We start from the raw sequence: 16,024 nt of genomic DNA, 5'->3' as shown, positions 1-16,024 counted from the left end.
CCCGCCCATGAAACCGACCCGCCTGCTGTTGAATTGGCTCGGCGTATTGCTGGGGTTGAACATCCTGCTGGGCACTGCGGCTGCGTTGCAGCTCAAGGTGCCCGACACCTTGCATTCGGTCGCATGGGGACTGCTCCTGGCACTGTTGCTGCTGGCCACGCTGGATGCGCTGCGCCTGCGTCGCCGTCCGTCGCCCCGAGTGCAGCGGCAGGTGCCCGGCAGCTTGGCGCTGGGCCGTTGGGGCGAAGTACGCCTGGCCCTGGAGCACAGCTTCCCGCAGCCGCTGACAGTGCAGGTGTTCGATCACGTGCCCGACGGGTTAACAGTAGAGAACATGCCCCAGCCCATTGACCTGCGCCCCGGTGAACGCAGTGAGCTAGGCTATCGCGTTCGCCCCCTGCGGCGCGGGCATTTCAGTTTCAGCCGCTGCGAAATCTACCTGCCCAGCCCAATGGGGCTGTGGTCAGCGCGGCGCTTTATCGAGGCGAACGACGCCACCCGCGTCTACCCGGATTTCGCCCGGTTGTATGGCGCGCATCTGCTGGGTGTGGACAACTGGCTGAGCCAACTGGGTGTGCGTCAGCGCCAACGACGAGGCCTGGGACTGGAGTTTCATCAACTGCGCGAGTTTCGCGAGGGTGACAGCCTTCGGCAGATCGATTGGAAGGCTACCGCGCGGCAGCGCACGCCCATCGCGCGTGAGTACCAGGATGAGCGCGACCAGCAGATCGTGTTCATGCTCGATTGCGGCCGCCGCATGCGCAGCCAGGATGACGAGCTGTCCCATTTTGACCACGCCCTCAATGCCTGCCTGCTGCTCAGCTACGTCGCCTTGCGTGAAGGCGATGCGGTGGGGCTGTGCACCTTTGCTGGTGACCAGCCCCGCTACGTGGCGCCGGTGAAGGGGAGCAGCCAGTTGAACCTGTTGCTCAACGCGGTATATGACCTGGACACTACCCGACGCACCGCCGACTATCAGGCGGCGGCAAGCCAGTTGTTGGCCCGACAGAAGCGCCGAGCGTTGGTGATCGTGGTCACCAACCTGCGAGATGAGGACGACGAGGCACTGCTGACGGCCGTCAAGCGCATCAGCCGCCAACATAGGGTGCTGGTGGCCAGCCTCCGCGAGGAAGTAGTCGATCAACTGCGCCAAGCCCCCGTGCAAACCTTGCCCGAAGCCTTGGCCTACAGCGGCACCATCGATTACTTGAATACCCGCAACCAACTGCACGACCGCCTTAGCGCGCAAGGCCTGTCGGTACTCGACACCTTGCCGTCCGAACTGGGGCCGGCCTTGGTGACACGCTATCTGGGTTGGAAAAAAGCCGGTGCAATCTAAGAAAGCCCTGCGCAAGAAACCCACGGTTACGGCAGGGCCGACCACACCGAAACCGGGTCGCCGATGCGCCTAAGCCGACGCCTGCAAAGGATCAAAACTGAAGTAATGCAGCAAGACGCTGACCAATTGTCCAAATTCCTCAGGGGCCTGGAGCACCCTGAAGCCGGAGTCGTAATGCTGGGGGTTGATGTCCTCGTGGCTCCAGAGACAGGTTGCCGTGAGGTCAATCGGATTCCAGGTGCCGTCCGCCGCAGGAATCTTCACACGCAGCTCGAAGTCCACATCCACCATCATGGGCAGCTGGCTGATTAACATCAGCCCGTCTTCCGAAACGTTGCCCAGGAACCCGATGGGTTTATCAGTAAGTCGGTTAAACACTTGCAGAAAACAAGGTAGCTGATGCCGCTCGATCCGTCGGTCGGTAAACATGGTGAAATCGCCATCCAATGGCCATGACTGCGGCCGTGCCAGTGATTCGGAACGAGCCAAAAACCGCTCGCTCTCCCTGGACTTCGGTACGCGCACAATCAATGTTGTGCCGCAGACAGCCGCCGAGTCCGGGCTCTACATCCGTTTGCATATAAACTTGTACAAACGGACATTCAAAGGATAGCCCAAGACTGGCAGGGGGCCAGCTATGAAACGACGAATAGCATCACAAGGACGCCGGGCGTGGCTGAGCGACCTTTAAACCGGGGTAGTGCCCTAACTGTTGCAAGGTGTCCAGCCTCGCGCGAGCGCGGTAGGCGTACTCACTCGACGGGTATTGATTGATGATGAACTGATAGGTCTGCGCCGCATCGACGAACAGCTTTTGCCGCTCCAGGCACTGCCCGCGCAACATCGAGACTTCCGGCTGCACGTAGCGCCGGGTGCGACTTTTACGGTCGACCTGGGACAATTCCAGGGTAACGCGCTCGCAATCGCCGATCGTGTAGGCGCGATAGGCATTGTTCAAATGGTGGTCCATCGACCAGCGGGTGCAGCCGACAACACTGACGGCCAGGGCAGCAATGAGCAAAATTCGCATGAGGGTTCTCCTGTCTTGTGCAGTGTATCGACCCCTCGTCGAAAATCTTCAAGGATGTTCGTATTCAGCCGCAACGAAAACAAGTCAATCGTCGATAAGTAGTGCAAACGAACAATGACTACAACGAAAGAGCATAGTAGCCTTCCTCAGCGCTTGAACTCAGGAGTCTGTGCATGTCCGTCCGTCGCACCAAAATCGTCGCCACCCTTGGCCCGGCCAGCAACTCGCCGGAAGTCCTCGAACAGCTGATTCTGGCTGGTTTGGACGTAGCCCGTCTGAACTTCTCCCACGGCACCCCGGACGAGCACAAGGCTCGCGCCAAGCTGGTGCGTGACCTGGCCGCCAAGCATGGCCGCTTCGTGGCATTGCTGGGTGACCTGCAAGGCCCGAAAATCCGCATCGCCAAATTCGCCAACAAGCGGATCGAGCTGAAGGTCGGTGACACCTTCACCTTCTCCACCAGCCACCCGCTGACCGAAGGCAACCAGCAAGTCGTAGGCATCGACTACCCGGACCTGGTCAAGGACTGCGGCGTGGGTGACGAGCTGCTACTGGACGACGGTCGTGTGGTAATGCGCGTCGAAACCGCGACCCCGACTGAACTGCACTGCGTCGTGCTCATCGGCGGCCCGCTGTCCGACCACAAGGGCATCAACCGTCGTGGTGGTGGCCTGACAGCACCGGCCCTGACCGAAAAAGACAAGGCCGACATCAAGCTCGCCGCCGAAATGGAAGTGGACTACCTCGCCGTGTCCTTCCCGCGCGACGCCGCCGACATGGAATACGCCCGTAAACTGCGCGACGAAGCCGGCGGTACTGCCTGGCTGGTGGCGAAGATCGAACGTGCCGAGGCCGTGGCTAACGACGAAACCCTCGACGGCCTGATCAAGGCTTCCGACGCGGTGATGGTTGCCCGTGGCGACCTGGGCGTGGAAATCGGTGACGCCGAGCTGATCGGCATCCAGAAAAAAATCATCCTGCACGCGCGCCGTCATAACAAAGCAGTGATCGTGGCGACCCAGATGATGGAGTCGATGATCCAGAACCCGATGCCGACCCGCGCCGAAGTGTCCGACGTGGCCAACGCCGTGCTCGACTACACCGACGCCGTGATGCTATCGGCTGAAAGTGCTGCGGGTCCGTACCCACTGGAAGCCGTGCAAGCCATGGCACGTATCTGCCTCGGCGCCGAAAAGCACCCGACCAGCAAGACCTCCAGCCATCGCATCGGCAAAGAGTTCGAAAGCTGTGACCAGAGTATCGCCCTGGCCGCCATGTACACCGCGAACCACTTCCCGGGCGTGAAGGCGATCATTGCCTTGACCGAAAGTGGCTACACACCGTTGATCATGTCGCGCATCCGCTCCTCGGTGCCGATCTACGCGTTCTCCCCGCACCGCGAAACCCAGGCCCGTGCGGCCATGTTCCGTGGGGTGTACACGGTACCGTTCGACCCGGCTTCGTTGCCGCCGCATGAAGTGAGCCAGGCTGCCATCGACGAGCTGATCAAACGCGGTGTCGTGGAGAAAGGCGACTGGGTCATCCTGACCAAGGGCGACAGCTATCACACCATCGGCGGCACCAACGGCATGAAGATCCTGCACGTTGGCGATCCAATGGTCTGAGTGACAGGCTGAAAAACGAAAGCCCCGCCCTGTGAATGGCGGGGCTTTTTGCATTTCATGGAGGGTTGATGGGTTGAAGGTGAAGCCCTCATCGCGGGCAAGCCCGGCTCCCACAGTTGACCGCATTTCAATGTGGGAGCTGGCTTGCCTGCGATAGCCCCAGCCCAGCTACCCGCATTCAACGCCGAGCGATAAACGCCGACATCGCCGCAATCGCCTCCGGCGATCTCAACCGCTGGGTAAACAACGCCCCCTCCTCCTCGATCACTTGCCGCAACTGTTCGCGATCAACGCTTTTCATCAATTGCTTGGTCACCTGCACTGCCCCCGGCGCCAGGGTCTCGAAGCGTTCAGCCATTTCCCGCGCCTTGGCCAGCGCCGCCTCGCCACTGCCCAGCGCCTCGGTAGCGATCCCCCAGGCCGCCGCCTGCTCGCCGCTGAACCCCTCGCCCAGCAGCAACAACTCAGCCGCTTTCGCATGCCCCAACAGCCTCGGCAGGATCAGGCTCGAACCAAACTCCGGACACAGCCCAAGATTGACGAACGGCATGCGCAACCGCGCATCCCGACTGACGTACACCAGGTCGCAATGCAGCAGCAAGGTCGTGCCGATACCCACCGCCGCGCCCGCCACGGCGGCGATCACCGGCTTGCGGCAGTTGAGCAGGCTCTTCATGAAGTGAAAGGGCGGGCTGTCGAGATCGCTCGGTGGCTGCTGGAGAAAATCGCCGATGTCGTTGCCCGCCGTGAAACAGTCACTGCTGCCGTGAAGCAGCACGCAGCGGATATTCGCATCCGCGTCGGCCTGCTCCAAGGCCTCGGCCAGTTGCGTGTACATGGCGCGAGTCAGCGCGTTCTTCTTGTCGGGGCGATTGAGCTGCAGGGTCAACAGCCCACGGTCGCGTCGGTGCAAAATGGCGTCGGTCATGGCAAATCTCGCGGCTGTAGCGTTCAGCGCTCAACTACGGGACAGGAACACATCGGCCAGCAGTTGATTGCGCGGCAGCCCCGCCAGGAACAAACGCTTGGAAAACACTTCGACACTGGCGGGGTGCCCGCAGAGTAAAGCCAGGGTTTGCCGCGAGACAAGCCGCAGTTGCGCCAATGCCTGGGCCGACTCGGCCGCCGTCCACAACTCCACCGACAGGTTTGGATGCTGTGCGGCCAGCGCCGCCAAGGGCTCGGCCAGGTAATGCGCGTCGGCATCATGGGCCAGGTGAATCAGGCGAATATCGCCTTGGTGATCCTGGCGCAACGCCTCGCGCAACACGCCCCACAACGGACCCAACCCGGTGCCGGACGCCAGCAGCCAGAGCGGTCGGGATTGCCAGTCCGGGTCGTATTGCAGGGCACCGCCGCGCAGCTCGCCCAGACGCAAACGGTCGCCGACCTGCAACTGCCGGGCAAGGCCAATAAATTCACCGGGCTGGCGGCAATCGAGATGGAACTCCAGGAACGGGTCTTCCTGAGGCAGGCTGGCCAGGGAATACGGCCTTGCCACCTGCCCCGCCCACAGCACCAAGTGCTGCCCGGCGCGGTAACGCAGGCCGCGTTGCGGTTGCAAGCGCAGGCGCAGCACATGGGGGGTCAGCCAATCGGCACCGACCACCTGTGCGGGCAGCCCGTCATGGAGCGGATCAAAGGTCTCAACCTTCAGATCCCCGGCGACCTGGCACTGACACGCCAGGCGCCAGCCATCCTGACGCTGCGCCGGGCTCAAGGCATGCGGTTGCCTGTCCTCGACCTCACCCCGGCAACGCACCAGACAGGCATGGCAACTGCCGGCACGGCAACTGTAGGGCACGGCCACGCCCGCCTGGTTCAAGGCCTCCAGCAGGTTGCTGCCGGCGGCTACCGACCAATGGCGTTCGCCGACGTGCAGTTCAGGCATATAAAGTCTCAGTCATTGCAATGATCCGTAACGATAACGCAGTTTGACCATGGTCGGGTGTATCGGCCACCGTGCCGGGTTATACTGCCGCGCCTTTTTAGCGTCGCGCCTGCACCACTTGGCGTGCCTTGGAAAGGTGGGCTCAGCCGACCGATGCAACACTGAGCCCACCTTTATTGAATGTTCCCTTATAGAGGAGCGCGACTCATGACCGTGATCAAGCAAGACGACCTGATTCAGAGCGTTGCCGACGCCCTGCAATTCATTTCCTACTACCACCCCGTTGATTTCATCCAGGCCATGCACGAAGCCTACCTGCGCGAAGAATCGCCGGCGGCCCGTGACTCCATCGCCCAGATCCTGATCAACTCGCGCATGTGCGCCACCGGCCATCGCCCGATCTGTCAGGACACCGGTATCGTTACCGTGTTCGTGCGCGTGGGCATGGACGTACGTTGGGATGGCGCCACCATGGGCCTGGACGACATGATCAACGAAGGCGTGCGTCGCGCCTACAACCTGCCGGAAAACGTCCTGCGTGCCTCCATCCTCGCCGACCCGGCCGGTGCGCGCAGGAACACCAAGGACAACACCCCGGCGGTCATCCACTACTCCATCGTCCCGGGTAACACCGTTGAAGTGGACGTGGCGGCCAAGGGTGGCGGTTCCGAAAACAAGTCGAAAATGGCCATGCTCAACCCGTCCGACTCGATCGTCGACTGGGTGCTCAAGACCGTCCCGACCATGGGCGCCGGCTGGTGCCCACCGGGCATGCTGGGCATCGGCATCGGCGGCACCGCCGAGAAAGCCGCAGTGATGGCCAAGGAAGTGCTGATGGAATCCATCGACATCCACGAGCTGTTCAAGCGCGGCCCCTCCAACCGTATCGAAGAGATGCGCCTGGAGCTGTTCGAGAAGGTCAACCAGTTGGGCATCGGCGCCCAGGGCCTGGGCGGCCTGACCACCGTGCTCGATGTGAAGATCATGGATTACCCGACCCACGCTGCGTCGTTGCCGGTGTGCATGATCCCCAACTGCGCCGCCACCCGTCATGCGCACTTCGTGCTCGACGGTTCGGGCCCGGCGTCGCTGGAAGCGCCACCGCTGGACGCCTACCCGGAAATCGTCTGGGAAGCCGGCCCGTCGGCCCGTCGCGTCAACCTCGACACCCTGACCCCGGAAGAAGTGCAGAGCTGGAAGCCGGGCGAAACCGTGTTGCTCAACGGCAAGATGCTCACCGGTCGCGACGCCGCGCACAAGCGCATGGTCGAGATGCTGAACAAGGGCGAAACCCTGCCGGTGGACCTCAAGGGGCGTTTCATCTACTACGTCGGCCCGGTTGATCCGGTGCGTGAAGAAGTGGTTGGCCCGGCCGGCCCGACCACCGCGACGCGGATGGACAAGTTCACCCGTCAGATCCTCGAGCAAACCGGCCTGCTGGGCATGATCGGCAAATCCGAACGCGGCCCGGCTGCGATCGAAGCGATCAAGGACCACAAGGCCGTGTACCTGATGGCCGTGGGCGGCGCCGCTTACCTGGTGGCGCAAGCCATCAAGCAGTCGCGCGTTGTCGCGTTTGCCGAGCTGGGCATGGAAGCGATCTACGAGTTCGACGTCAAAGACATGCCGGTTACCGTTGCGGTAGACAGCAAGGGCGAGTCTGTGCACATCACCGGTCCTGCCATCTGGCAGAAGAAGATCAGTGACAGCCTGGCGGTGGAAGTGCAGTAAGCGCTTTCCTGCAAGGACAAGGCGATTGCGGCCCCATGGCCCGGTCGCCTTTTTTGTGCCTGAAGAGAATGTCATGGCAGACTCGGTTAGGTGGGAGCTGGCTTGCCTGCGATGGCCATGGGTATCTACACAACTTTCAGTTGACCAATCTCCCTGTGGGAGCTGTCGAGCTTTAGCGAGGCTGCGAAAGCGGTGGGTCAGGCGACCAAAATGCCAGCAGTGCCGCCGCTTTCGCAGCCTCGCTGGGGCTCGACAGCTCCCACATTTTGAACCGAGTTCGACATCAATACCGGTCGGCTCTAAGGCCGCCGCGCTTTGTTTTTGATCTTGATCTGAGGCGCCCCGTCAACCACGCTGGCCGTAATTCGATATTGATTTGGGGGGTAAACCGGCAGGACGCCGGTTTAGCCGCCCCGCGCCATGGATGGCGCGTGGCGGCGGCCCCCCAAATCAATGTCGGATTACGGGCATGCCGAGCCTAGGCGAGGCACCGAGTGGTGGGGCGAAGCGTTTTGGGTTACTTTTTGCGCTCTTCAAAAAGTGACCCGCCGTAAGGGCGGAACCCTAAGCCGCCGTTACCGCAGCAACGGATATGTACTCGGTCAAACCCAAAAAAAACGGTCGGCCCGAAGGCCGCCAAGCAAGCTCCTCGCCACACACCGTTGAAAATTGTGTAGATACCCATGCTGCGATGGCATCACCTCGGTGCAACAGAAAAACCGAGGCGCCTGCATCGCAGCGGTGCGGCGATCCGACAAGCCAGCTCCCACATGACCGGGTTCGCCACAGGATTCGAGCGGGTCATGCTATGGTGCTCTCCCCTTCCCGCGCCTGTCCATCACCGTATGATCGTGATCCCTCGCCCCCTGCGCCTGACCTTCTATTCCCTGCTGATCATCGCCGGAGCCGTGCTGGCTGCCGCCCTGGCCACGCGCCATGCCGAACGCCAGGCCCTGGTGGACGACGCCGCCCGCGCCAATCAGCAGCTCGCGCTGTACGCCAACTCGCTGCACACCCTGATCGAACGCTACCGCGCCCTGCCCGCCGTACTGGCGCTGGACTCGGAGATGATCAATGCCTTGAAAGGCCCGCTGGATGCCGCCACCCAGGACCTGCTCAACCGCAAGCTGGAACGCATCAACGGCGCCGCACAGTCTTCCACCCTGGAGTTGATGGACCGCACCGGCCTGGCCGTAGCGGCCAGTAACTGGAACTTGCCCAGCAGTTATGTGGGGCACAACTACGCGTTCCGTCCGTATTTCAGCCAGACCTTGAGCCAGGGCACCGGGCGGTTTTATGCGGTGGGTGTGACCACCGGCATTCCGGGGTATTTCCTGTCCAGCGCGGTGCTGGATGAGCATGAGCAGTTCCTTGGCGCCATGGTGGTCAAGCTGGAGTTCCCCGAGCTTGAGCGCGAGTGGGCCCAGGGCAATGACCTGCTGATGGTCAGCGATGCGCGTGGCATCGTATTTATCGCCAATCAGCCCGGCTGGCGTTATCGCAACCTGCGGCCGTTGTCGGCCGACGACCTGGCCGAACTCAAGGCTACCCGCCAATACGACAAAAAATACCTGCAGGCGCTGGAGATGCAGGCGCTGAAACGCTTTGACGAAAACAGCAACCTGATGCGCGTCAACGGCCCGGATGGCAACGCCAATTACATCTGGGAATCCCTGCCGTTAAAGGCTGAAGGCTGGACCCTGCACCTGCTGCGCAAACCGCAGTTTGCCTTCGAGGACCAACGCAACGCCGGCCTGGCCGCCGCCGGCTCCTGGCTGGCGCTGGTGTTCCTGGTGCTGTTCCTGACCCAACGCTGGCGCCTGGCCCGCTTGCGTCAGCGCAGTCGCGAAGAGCTTGAGCAACTGGTGGAAGAGCGTACCCAGGCACTGCGCACCGCCCAGGACGGCCTGGTGCAATCGGCCAAGCTGGCGGCGCTGGGGCAAATGTCGGCCGCCCTCGCCCACGAGATCAATCAACCGCTCACGGCGCAGCGCATGCAGCTCGCCACCTTGCGCCTGCTGCTGGATCACGGCCGCGTCGACGACGCCTACAAGGCCATCACGCCACTGGACGAGATGCTCACCCGCATGGCCGCGCTCACCGGCCATCTCAAGACCTTCGCGCGCAAAAGCCCGAGTGGCCTGCGCGAACGTCTGGATTTGGCCACGGTGGTCGATCAGTCCCTGCAGCTGCTCGATGCACGCCTGCGCGATGAAGCCATCGGCGTTGTGCTCGACCTGACCCGCCCCGCCTGGGTACGCGGCGACGCGATCCGCCTGGAGCAGGTGCTGATCAACCTGCTGCGCAACGCGCTCGACGCCATGGCCGACAAGCCGCGCAAACGCCTGGAGATCCGCCTGCATGCCGATGAACAGCTGTGGCAACTCAGCGTCAGCGACAGTGGCGGCGGGATTGCCGACGAACACCTCAACAGTGTGTTCGACCCCTTCTTCACCACCAAGCCCGTGGGTGATGGCCTCGGCTTGGGGCTGGCGGTGTCCTACGCTATCGTGCACGAATTGGGCGGTCGCCTGATCGCCGGCAACCGCGGGGACGGCGCGCAATTCACCTTGACCTTGCCTATTGCGCTGGAGACACCCGACCTATGTTGAACGCGGTGATTGTGGTCGATGACGAAGCCAGCATCCGCACGGCCGTCGAACAGTGGCTGAGCTTGTCAGGGTTCGCGGTGCAGTTGTTCAGCCGTGCCGAGGAATGCCTGGCGCAGCTGCCCAGAGACTTTCCCGGCGTGATCCTGAGCGACGTGCGCATGCCGGGGCTGAGCGGCCTGGAGCTGCTGGCCGAAGTGCAGCGCCGCGATGCGGATTTGCCGGTGATTTTGCTGACGGGCCACGGCGATGTGCCAATGGCGGTTGAAGCCATGCGCGACGGTGCCTACGACTTCCTGGAAAAACCCTTCAGCCCCGACGCCCTGCTCAACAGCCTGCGCCGCGCCCTGGACAAGCGCGGGCTGATCCTGGAGAACCGTCGCCTGCACCAACAGGCCGACCATCGTGCGCAGTTGGACTCGACCCTTCTGGGGGTGTCGCGAGCGCTGCAGACCCTGCGCCGTCAGGTCCTGGAATTGGCGAGCTTGCCGGTCAACGTGCTGATTCGTGGCGAGACCGGCAGCGGCAAGGAGCTGGTCGCCCGTTGCCTGCATGACTTCGGCCCACGGGCGAAGAAACACTTTGTGGCGCTCAACTGCGCGGCGATCCCCGAGCAACTGTTTGAGGCCGAGCTGTTCGGCCACGAAAGCGGCGCGTTCACCGGCGCCCAGGGCAAGCGCATCGGCAAACTCGAATACGCTCACGGCGGCACGCTGTTTCTCGATGAAATCGAAAGCATGCCGCTGGCCCAGCAAGTGAAGCTGCTGCGCGTATTGCAGGAACAGAAACTTGAACGGCTGGGCTCCAACCAGAGCATCCACGTGGACCTGCGCATCATCGCCGCCACCAAGCCGGACCTGCTGGACGAGGCCCGCGCCGGTCGCTTTCGTGAAGACCTGGCCTACCGCTTGAACGTCGCGCAATTGCGCCTGCCGCCCTTGCGTGAGCGCCGCGAAGACATCCCGCTGCTGTTCGACCACTTTGCACAGAGCGCCGCCGAGCGCCTGGGTCGCAGCGTCGAGCCCTTGAGCGGGGTGCAACTGGGGCGCCTGCTCGGCCATGACTGGCCGGGCAACGTGCGTGAACTGGCCAACGTCGCCGAGCGCCAGGTACTCGGCCTTGCCGAGCCGGAGCCGGAGGGCGTCGAGGCCGGACAATCCCTGGCGGCGCAGCAGGAAGCGTTCGAAGCGCATTGCCTCAAAGCCGCGCTGGCTCGGCACAAAGGCGATATCAAGGCGGTGCTGGCCGAGCTGCAACTGCCGCGCCGGACGCTGAATGAAAAAATGCAGCGGCATGGGTTGGTGCGGGAGATGTTTCTCCAGCAACCTTGAGGCCGCCATCGCAGGCAAGCCAGCTCCCACATTCGACGGTGTTCACACATCAAAAGTGGGAGCTGGCTTGCCTGCGATGGCGCCAGTCGCCATAAGCGGATTCCCGCTCACCACCTAACAATCATCGGCAACTATCCGCTTAAAAAAATCCTGTAACCCTTCTATTCCGGGCCTTCACCCACCTGGCACAGCTCCTGCTATAGCCCAAGCCAGGCAGTGCTCAAGCACGCTCCACAAAAACAATTAGATGAAGGATCCTTCAATGGATAACTCCAACTCCCTGCCTCTGGGGTCGGCGGCTGCGCCGGCAAAAGCGCGCACTACTTCCAGCCGGATCAAATCGATCTTCAGCGGATCGGTCGGCAACATGGTCGAGTGGTACGACTGGTATGTCTACGCCGCCTTCTCGCTGTATTTCGCCAAGGCCTTTTTTCCCAAAGGCGACACCACCGCTCAATTGCTCAACACCGCCGCGATCTTCGCCGTAGGCTTCCTGATGCGCCCGATCGGCGGCTGGCTGATGGGCCTGTATGCCGATAAGGTCGGGCGTAAAAAAGCGCTGATGGCCTCGGTCTACCTGATGTGCTTCGGTTCGCTGCTGATTGCCCTGAGCCCAGGCTACGAAATCATTGGTATCGGTGCACCGATCCTGCTGGTGTTTGCGCGCTTGCTGCAAGGTCTGTCGGTCGGGGGCGAGTACGGTACCTCCGCCACTTACCTCAGCGAAATGGCAACCAAGGAACGTCGTGGTTTCTATTCCAGCTTCCAGTACGTGACCCTCATCTCCGGCCAGCTCATCGCGCTGGCCGTGCTGATCGTGCTGCAGCAAACCCTGACCACCGAACAGCTGTACGCCTGGGGCTGGCGCATCCCGTTCGCCATTGGTGCCCTGTGTGCCGTAGTCGCGCTGTACCTGCGTCGCGGCATGGAAGAAACCGAGTCGTTCACCAAGAAGGAAAAAGCCAAGGAAAGCGCAATGCGCACCTTGATGCGCCACCCCAAGGAGCTGATGACCGTGGTCGGCCTGACCATGGGCGGCACCCTGGCCTTCTACACCTACACCACCTACATGCAGAAATACCTGGTGAACACCGTCGGCATGAGCATTTCCGACTCCACCACCATCTCGGCGGCGACACTGTTCCTGTTCATGTGCCTGCAACCGATTGTCGGCGGGCTGTCGGATAAAGTCGGCCGTCGGCCAATCCTGATCGCCTTCGGCATCCTCGGCACGCTGTTCACCGTGCCGATCCTTACCACCCTGCATACCATCCAGAGCTGGTGGGGCGCGTTCTTTCTGATCATGGCCGCGCTGATCATCGTCAGCGGCTATACCTCAATCAATGCGGTGGTGAAAGCCGAGCTGTTCCCGACCGAAATCCGTGCTTTGGGTGTCGGCCTGCCGTATGCCCTGACCGTATCGATCTTCGGCGGCACGGCTGAATACATCGCGCTGTGGTTCAAGAGCATCGGCATGGAAACCGGCTACTACTGGTATGTGACTGCGTGTATCGCGGTGTCGCTGGTGGTGTATGTGACCATGAAGGACACGCGCAAGCACTCGCGGATCACCACGGACTAAAGGTCTGAGGCGGTAAAAATGTGGGAGCGGCGGTGCGACGACTCGACTTGCTCGCGAATGCGGTGGATCAGTCACAGATGGTTTGACTGACAGACCGCATTCGCGAGCAAGCCCGCTCCCACATTGGTTATGATGCGCCCCCCAGAACCGAGTATGGAACAGGCCATGTCCGACGATATCCACTTCTACGAACCCGCCAACGGCCACGGTCTGCCCCATGACCCGTTCAACGCCATCGTCGGTCCCCGGCCGATCGGCTGGATCTCTTCGCACGACAGCGAGGGCCGCCTGAACCTGGCGCCCTACAGCTTCTTCAATGCGTTCAACTACATTCCGCCGATCATTGGGTTTTCCAGTGTCGGGCGCAAAGACAGCCTGAACAACATCGAACAGACCGGCGAGTTTGTGTGGAACCTGGCCACCCGCCCGCTGGCCGAGCAGATGAACCAGAGCTGCGCGGCCGTATCGCCAGAGGTGAATGAGTTTAAGTTGGCCGGCCTGACGCCGGTGGCTTCGAAAATCGTTGGCGTACCGCGCGTCGGCGAAAGCCCGGTGTCGTTCGAGTGCAAAGTGACGCAGATCATCCAGCTGCAACGTGCCGACAAAGCGCTGGTGCCAAGCTGGCTGGTGCTCGGCGAGGTGGTCGCGGTGCATATTGCCAAGTGGCTGCTCAAGGATGGCATTTACGACACTGCCGCCGCCGAGCCGATCCTGCGTGGCGGCGGCCCGGCGGATTACTTCCAACTGGGGCCTGAGGCGCTGTTCAAGATGTATCGTCCAGGCGCCACCAAACCCTGACTGCAATGCAATCAAAACTGTGGGAGCGGGCTTGCTCGCGAATGCGGTGGTTCAGTTAAAGATGTATTCACTGATACACCGCTTTCGCGAGCAAGTCGAGTCGTCGCACCGCCGCTCCCACATTTATCATCGCCGTCTTTAGGCCCAGGTCAACTGACCCTCTTCGTCCACATCGACCAATCGCTCCAGCTCCACGGTGGCCGCATCATCGGCAGCGGACGCGGTCTTGAACTTCTGCCCTTCAAGGATCTTGTGAAACCGCGGTGCACCCATGCCATCCAGGGTCTTGACGGCGACAGCAGCGCTGTAGCCATCCTCCCCCGGTACTACGGCGGAAACGACTTCGTGGTGGGCAAATTGTTTACGTGCCATGTTGCAGGTCCTGGCCAATGGAAAGTCGGCCATTCTAAACCCTAACCGGCCAGTTGCAGGTACTCGCCATAGGCATGGGCGGCGGATGCATCGGTGAACGTCTGGAAATCCATGCTGCGCACCACCATGTCGTTCAGAAGCTCGGTAAAGATCATCAGGGCGGGCGAGCTGAAGTAGGCGCTCATCGCCTGCTCGCTGCTCCACAAACCTGTGACCAACCACACATCAGGGTCGACCTGGGAATGCTGCAACGAGAATTGCAGGCAACCCTGAGCCTGACGGCCCGGTTCGATCAAACTGCTCAAGCGTGCACCGAGTTCGGTGCTGCACCCGGTGCGGGCGCGGATAAAGGCCATATGGCTCGCGGGAATGGGGGTGGACATGTTCGACTCTCCCGTTGAGAAGTGATGCTCGGCAAGCACTGGTGGGGGTGTGTTGCCACAGGATCAACGATAACGGCGCGGGTCGGGGCGCGGTTAGTCGATTTCTGCCGGCTTATTGCACAATCCTGCGAGAAGCGTAGAGAAGACGTTTGGCAGCCGGTTTTATTCCACGGGCCAACGCCTTGTTTCAGGGAGATGACGGGCGTCACGATTGCCTGATTCACGATAGGTCGCAGGATCAGGCAAGGATTGTGCAGAATCGACGTAACACTGTTTGAAAAGCCGCCGCTAAGCTGAACCCATCGAAGTAGCCCGCAGAGGACGCTCCATGCCGTCGCCCGACCCTAAAGCCATCCCCCTCGATGCCGAGATGGAAAAGCAGCGCGCCGAACTCGCCGGCATCGTGCAACGGCATACCTGGGAGGATGGCTCCTACGGTACGGCCATCACCGCGTTGTTTCTGAACCGCCACAACACACCGCGCGACTTCATGCCGGTGCTGGTCGAGCCTGCCCTGTGCATTCTTGCCAACGGCAGCAAGGAAGTGCGCCTGGCCGACGAGATCTTTGCCTACGATCCGCTCAACTACTTGGTGTTTTCGGTGGCGATGCCCGTGGCCGGGCGGGTCATCGAGGCTACGCCGGAAAACCCCAACCTGTCAGTGCGCATCAATATCGACCCGGCCCAACTCACCGCGCTGATTGCCGAGGCCGGGCCCATGGGCGTGCCGTCGCGCCCGACCTCGCGTGGCATGTACGTCGACCGCATCGACCATCAACTGCTCGACGCCGTGCTGCGCCTGGCGCGTCTGCTGGACACACCCAAAGACATCGCCATGCTCGCGCCGCTGATCAACCGCGAGATCCTCTACCGCTTGCTGCGGGGCCCGCAGGGTTACCGGTTGTATGAAATAGCCGTGGCCAACAGCCAGAGCCATCGAGTCAGCCAGGCGATCACATGGTTGAACCGCAACTATGAGCAACCGCTGCGCATTGATGACCTGGCCAAGGAAGTGAACCTGAGCGTCTCGACCTTGCACCATCGCTTCAAGGCGATCACCGCCATGAGCCCGCTGCAGTATCAGAAGCAACTGCGCTTGCAGGAAGCGCGCCGGTTGATGATTGCCGAAGGGCTGGAAGCGTCGGCGGCGGGGTATCGGGTGGGGTATGAAAGCCCGTCGCAGTTCAGTCGGGAGTACAGCCGGTTGTTTGGTGCGCCGCCCCTGAGAGACCTGGCCCGGTTGCGCCAAAGCATCTAGAGACTACTGTAGGAGCGAGCTTGCTCGCGAAGATCGTTAACGATGACGAGGGAAACCTGAAGGACTGCGGCGCTC

14 protein-coding genes are annotated in these 16,024 nt (G+C 61.8%); 8 read left to right on the top strand and 6 right to left on the bottom strand.

Going from position 1 to position 16,024, the window contains the following annotated elements; all coding sequences use genetic code 11:
- The first annotated feature begins 7 nt into the window (after window positions 1-7).
- A complete protein-coding gene (locus tag H0Z09_RS11195) occupies window positions 8-1,339 on the top strand; it encodes a DUF58 domain-containing protein (RefSeq protein ID WP_186690514.1) in 1,332 nt (443 codons plus the stop codon).
- A 69-nt stretch (window positions 1,340-1,408) separates the two neighbouring features.
- Here the strand turns inward: H0Z09_RS11195 and H0Z09_RS11190 are convergent, their stop codons facing one another.
- Window positions 1,409-1,768, bottom strand: a complete 360-nt coding sequence (locus H0Z09_RS11190; RefSeq protein ID WP_186690772.1) for a PilZ domain-containing protein — start codon at window positions 1,766-1,768, stop codon at window positions 1,409-1,411.
- Between the two features lie 226 nt (window positions 1,769-1,994).
- The gene (locus H0Z09_RS11185; protein ID WP_076949778.1) at window positions 1,995-2,369 is read right to left on the bottom strand and encodes a hypothetical protein; all 375 of its coding nucleotides are present in this window, start codon (window positions 2,367-2,369) and stop codon (window positions 1,995-1,997) included.
- A 173-nt stretch (window positions 2,370-2,542) separates the two neighbouring features.
- On the opposite strand from H0Z09_RS11185, the gene pyk reads away from it, so the two are divergent.
- Window positions 2,543-3,994, top strand: coding sequence for a pyruvate kinase (gene pyk / locus H0Z09_RS11180; protein ID WP_186690512.1), 1,452 nt, complete (start codon window positions 2,543-2,545; stop codon window positions 3,992-3,994).
- A 178-nt stretch (window positions 3,995-4,172) separates the two neighbouring features.
- On the opposite strand, the gene H0Z09_RS11175 is transcribed toward pyk, so the two are convergent.
- Together H0Z09_RS11175 and H0Z09_RS11170 are read right to left on the bottom strand one after the other, a co-directional pair.
- On the bottom strand, window positions 4,173-4,922 hold the full coding sequence (locus H0Z09_RS11175) for an enoyl-CoA hydratase-related protein (protein ID WP_186690510.1): 750 nt from the start codon (window positions 4,920-4,922) through the stop codon (window positions 4,173-4,175).
- A 30-nt stretch (window positions 4,923-4,952) separates the two neighbouring features.
- The gene (locus H0Z09_RS11170) at window positions 4,953-5,885 is read right to left on the bottom strand and encodes an iron-sulfur-binding ferredoxin reductase (RefSeq protein ID WP_186690508.1); all 933 of its coding nucleotides are present in this window, start codon (window positions 5,883-5,885) and stop codon (window positions 4,953-4,955) included.
- A gap of 207 nt (window positions 5,886-6,092) precedes the next feature.
- Between H0Z09_RS11170 and H0Z09_RS11165 the strand changes: the two genes are divergently transcribed.
- The 5 genes from H0Z09_RS11165 (at window position 6,093) to H0Z09_RS11145 (ending at window position 13,936) form a co-directional block, all read left to right on the top strand.
- The gene (locus H0Z09_RS11165) at window positions 6,093-7,616 is read left to right on the top strand and encodes a fumarate hydratase (RefSeq protein WP_186690506.1); all 1,524 of its coding nucleotides are present in this window, start codon (window positions 6,093-6,095) and stop codon (window positions 7,614-7,616) included.
- A gap of 845 nt (window positions 7,617-8,461) precedes the next feature.
- Window positions 8,462-10,228, top strand: a complete 1,767-nt coding sequence (locus tag H0Z09_RS11160; protein ID WP_186690504.1) for an ATP-binding protein — start codon at window positions 8,462-8,464, stop codon at window positions 10,226-10,228.
- Entirely contained in the window at window positions 10,222-11,556 is a 1,335-nt protein-coding gene (locus H0Z09_RS11155) for a sigma-54 dependent transcriptional regulator (protein ID WP_186690503.1), read from the top strand. The genes H0Z09_RS11160 and H0Z09_RS11155 overlap by 7 nt, the downstream gene beginning before the upstream one ends.
- 262 nt (window positions 11,557-11,818) lie before the next feature.
- Complete coding sequence (locus H0Z09_RS11150; protein ID WP_076949785.1) at window positions 11,819-13,138, top strand: MFS transporter; 1,320 nt, start codon at window positions 11,819-11,821, stop codon at window positions 13,136-13,138.
- Between the two features lie 165 nt (window positions 13,139-13,303).
- Window positions 13,304-13,936, top strand: a complete 633-nt coding sequence (locus H0Z09_RS11145; RefSeq protein ID WP_186690500.1) for a flavin reductase family protein — start codon at window positions 13,304-13,306, stop codon at window positions 13,934-13,936.
- 138 nt (window positions 13,937-14,074) lie between these two features.
- Here H0Z09_RS11145 and H0Z09_RS11140 read toward each other — a convergent pair whose 3' ends face one another.
- Together H0Z09_RS11140 and H0Z09_RS11135 are read right to left on the bottom strand one after the other, a co-directional pair.
- The gene (locus tag H0Z09_RS11140; RefSeq protein ID WP_238340224.1) at window positions 14,075-14,308 is read right to left on the bottom strand and encodes a hypothetical protein; all 234 of its coding nucleotides are present in this window, start codon (window positions 14,306-14,308) and stop codon (window positions 14,075-14,077) included.
- A gap of 41 nt (window positions 14,309-14,349) precedes the next feature.
- On the bottom strand, window positions 14,350-14,691 hold the full coding sequence (locus tag H0Z09_RS11135; RefSeq protein ID WP_076949789.1) for an antibiotic biosynthesis monooxygenase family protein: 342 nt from the start codon (window positions 14,689-14,691) through the stop codon (window positions 14,350-14,352).
- A gap of 328 nt (window positions 14,692-15,019) precedes the next feature.
- Here H0Z09_RS11135 and H0Z09_RS11130 point away from each other — a divergent pair, with 328 nt between their 5' ends.
- Complete coding sequence (locus H0Z09_RS11130; protein ID WP_186690496.1) at window positions 15,020-15,949, top strand: AraC family transcriptional regulator; 930 nt, start codon at window positions 15,020-15,022, stop codon at window positions 15,947-15,949.
- Window positions 15,950-16,024: the final 75 nt, after the last annotated feature.

The organism is Pseudomonas sp. SWRI18 (genome assembly GCF_014268345.1).
GTDB classification, from domain to species: domain Bacteria; phylum Pseudomonadota; class Gammaproteobacteria; order Pseudomonadales; family Pseudomonadaceae; genus Aquipseudomonas; species Aquipseudomonas cedrina.
Note: the sequence above shows the minus strand (reverse complement) of the source record. Positions and strands in the feature narration are given on the sequence as shown.

Excerpts from the sequence above, each read along its gene's own strand:
- H0Z09_RS11190 (WP_186690772.1), bottom strand. The coding sequence starts at position 1,768 with ATGTTTACCGACCGACGGATCGAGCGGCATCAGCTACCTTGTTTTCTG.
- H0Z09_RS11145 (WP_186690500.1), top strand. The coding sequence starts at position 13,304 with ATGTCCGACGATATCCACTTCTACGAACCCGCCAACGGCCACGGTCTG.
- H0Z09_RS11165 (WP_186690506.1), top strand. The coding sequence starts at position 6,093 with ATGACCGTGATCAAGCAAGACGACCTGATTCAGAGCGTTGCCGACGCC.
- H0Z09_RS11150 (WP_076949785.1), top strand. The coding sequence starts at position 11,819 with ATGGATAACTCCAACTCCCTGCCTCTGGGGTCGGCGGCTGCGCCGGCA.
- H0Z09_RS11135 (WP_076949789.1), bottom strand. The coding sequence starts at position 14,691 with ATGTCCACCCCCATTCCCGCGAGCCATATGGCCTTTATCCGCGCCCGC.
- H0Z09_RS11160 (WP_186690504.1), top strand. The coding sequence starts at position 8,462 with ATGATCGTGATCCCTCGCCCCCTGCGCCTGACCTTCTATTCCCTGCTG.
- H0Z09_RS11170 (WP_186690508.1), bottom strand. The coding sequence starts at position 5,885 with ATGCCTGAACTGCACGTCGGCGAACGCCATTGGTCGGTAGCCGCCGGC.
- H0Z09_RS11195 (WP_186690514.1), top strand. The coding sequence starts at position 8 with ATGAAACCGACCCGCCTGCTGTTGAATTGGCTCGGCGTATTGCTGGGG.
- pyk (WP_186690512.1), top strand. The coding sequence starts at position 2,543 with ATGTCCGTCCGTCGCACCAAAATCGTCGCCACCCTTGGCCCGGCCAGC.
- H0Z09_RS11155 (WP_186690503.1), top strand. The coding sequence starts at position 10,222 with ATGTTGAACGCGGTGATTGTGGTCGATGACGAAGCCAGCATCCGCACG.
- H0Z09_RS11175 (WP_186690510.1), bottom strand. The coding sequence starts at position 4,922 with ATGACCGACGCCATTTTGCACCGACGCGACCGTGGGCTGTTGACCCTG.
- H0Z09_RS11140 (WP_238340224.1), bottom strand. The coding sequence starts at position 14,308 with ATGGCACGTAAACAATTTGCCCACCACGAAGTCGTTTCCGCCGTAGTA.
- H0Z09_RS11185 (WP_076949778.1), bottom strand. The coding sequence starts at position 2,369 with ATGCGAATTTTGCTCATTGCTGCCCTGGCCGTCAGTGTTGTCGGCTGC.
- H0Z09_RS11130 (WP_186690496.1), top strand. The coding sequence starts at position 15,020 with ATGCCGTCGCCCGACCCTAAAGCCATCCCCCTCGATGCCGAGATGGAA.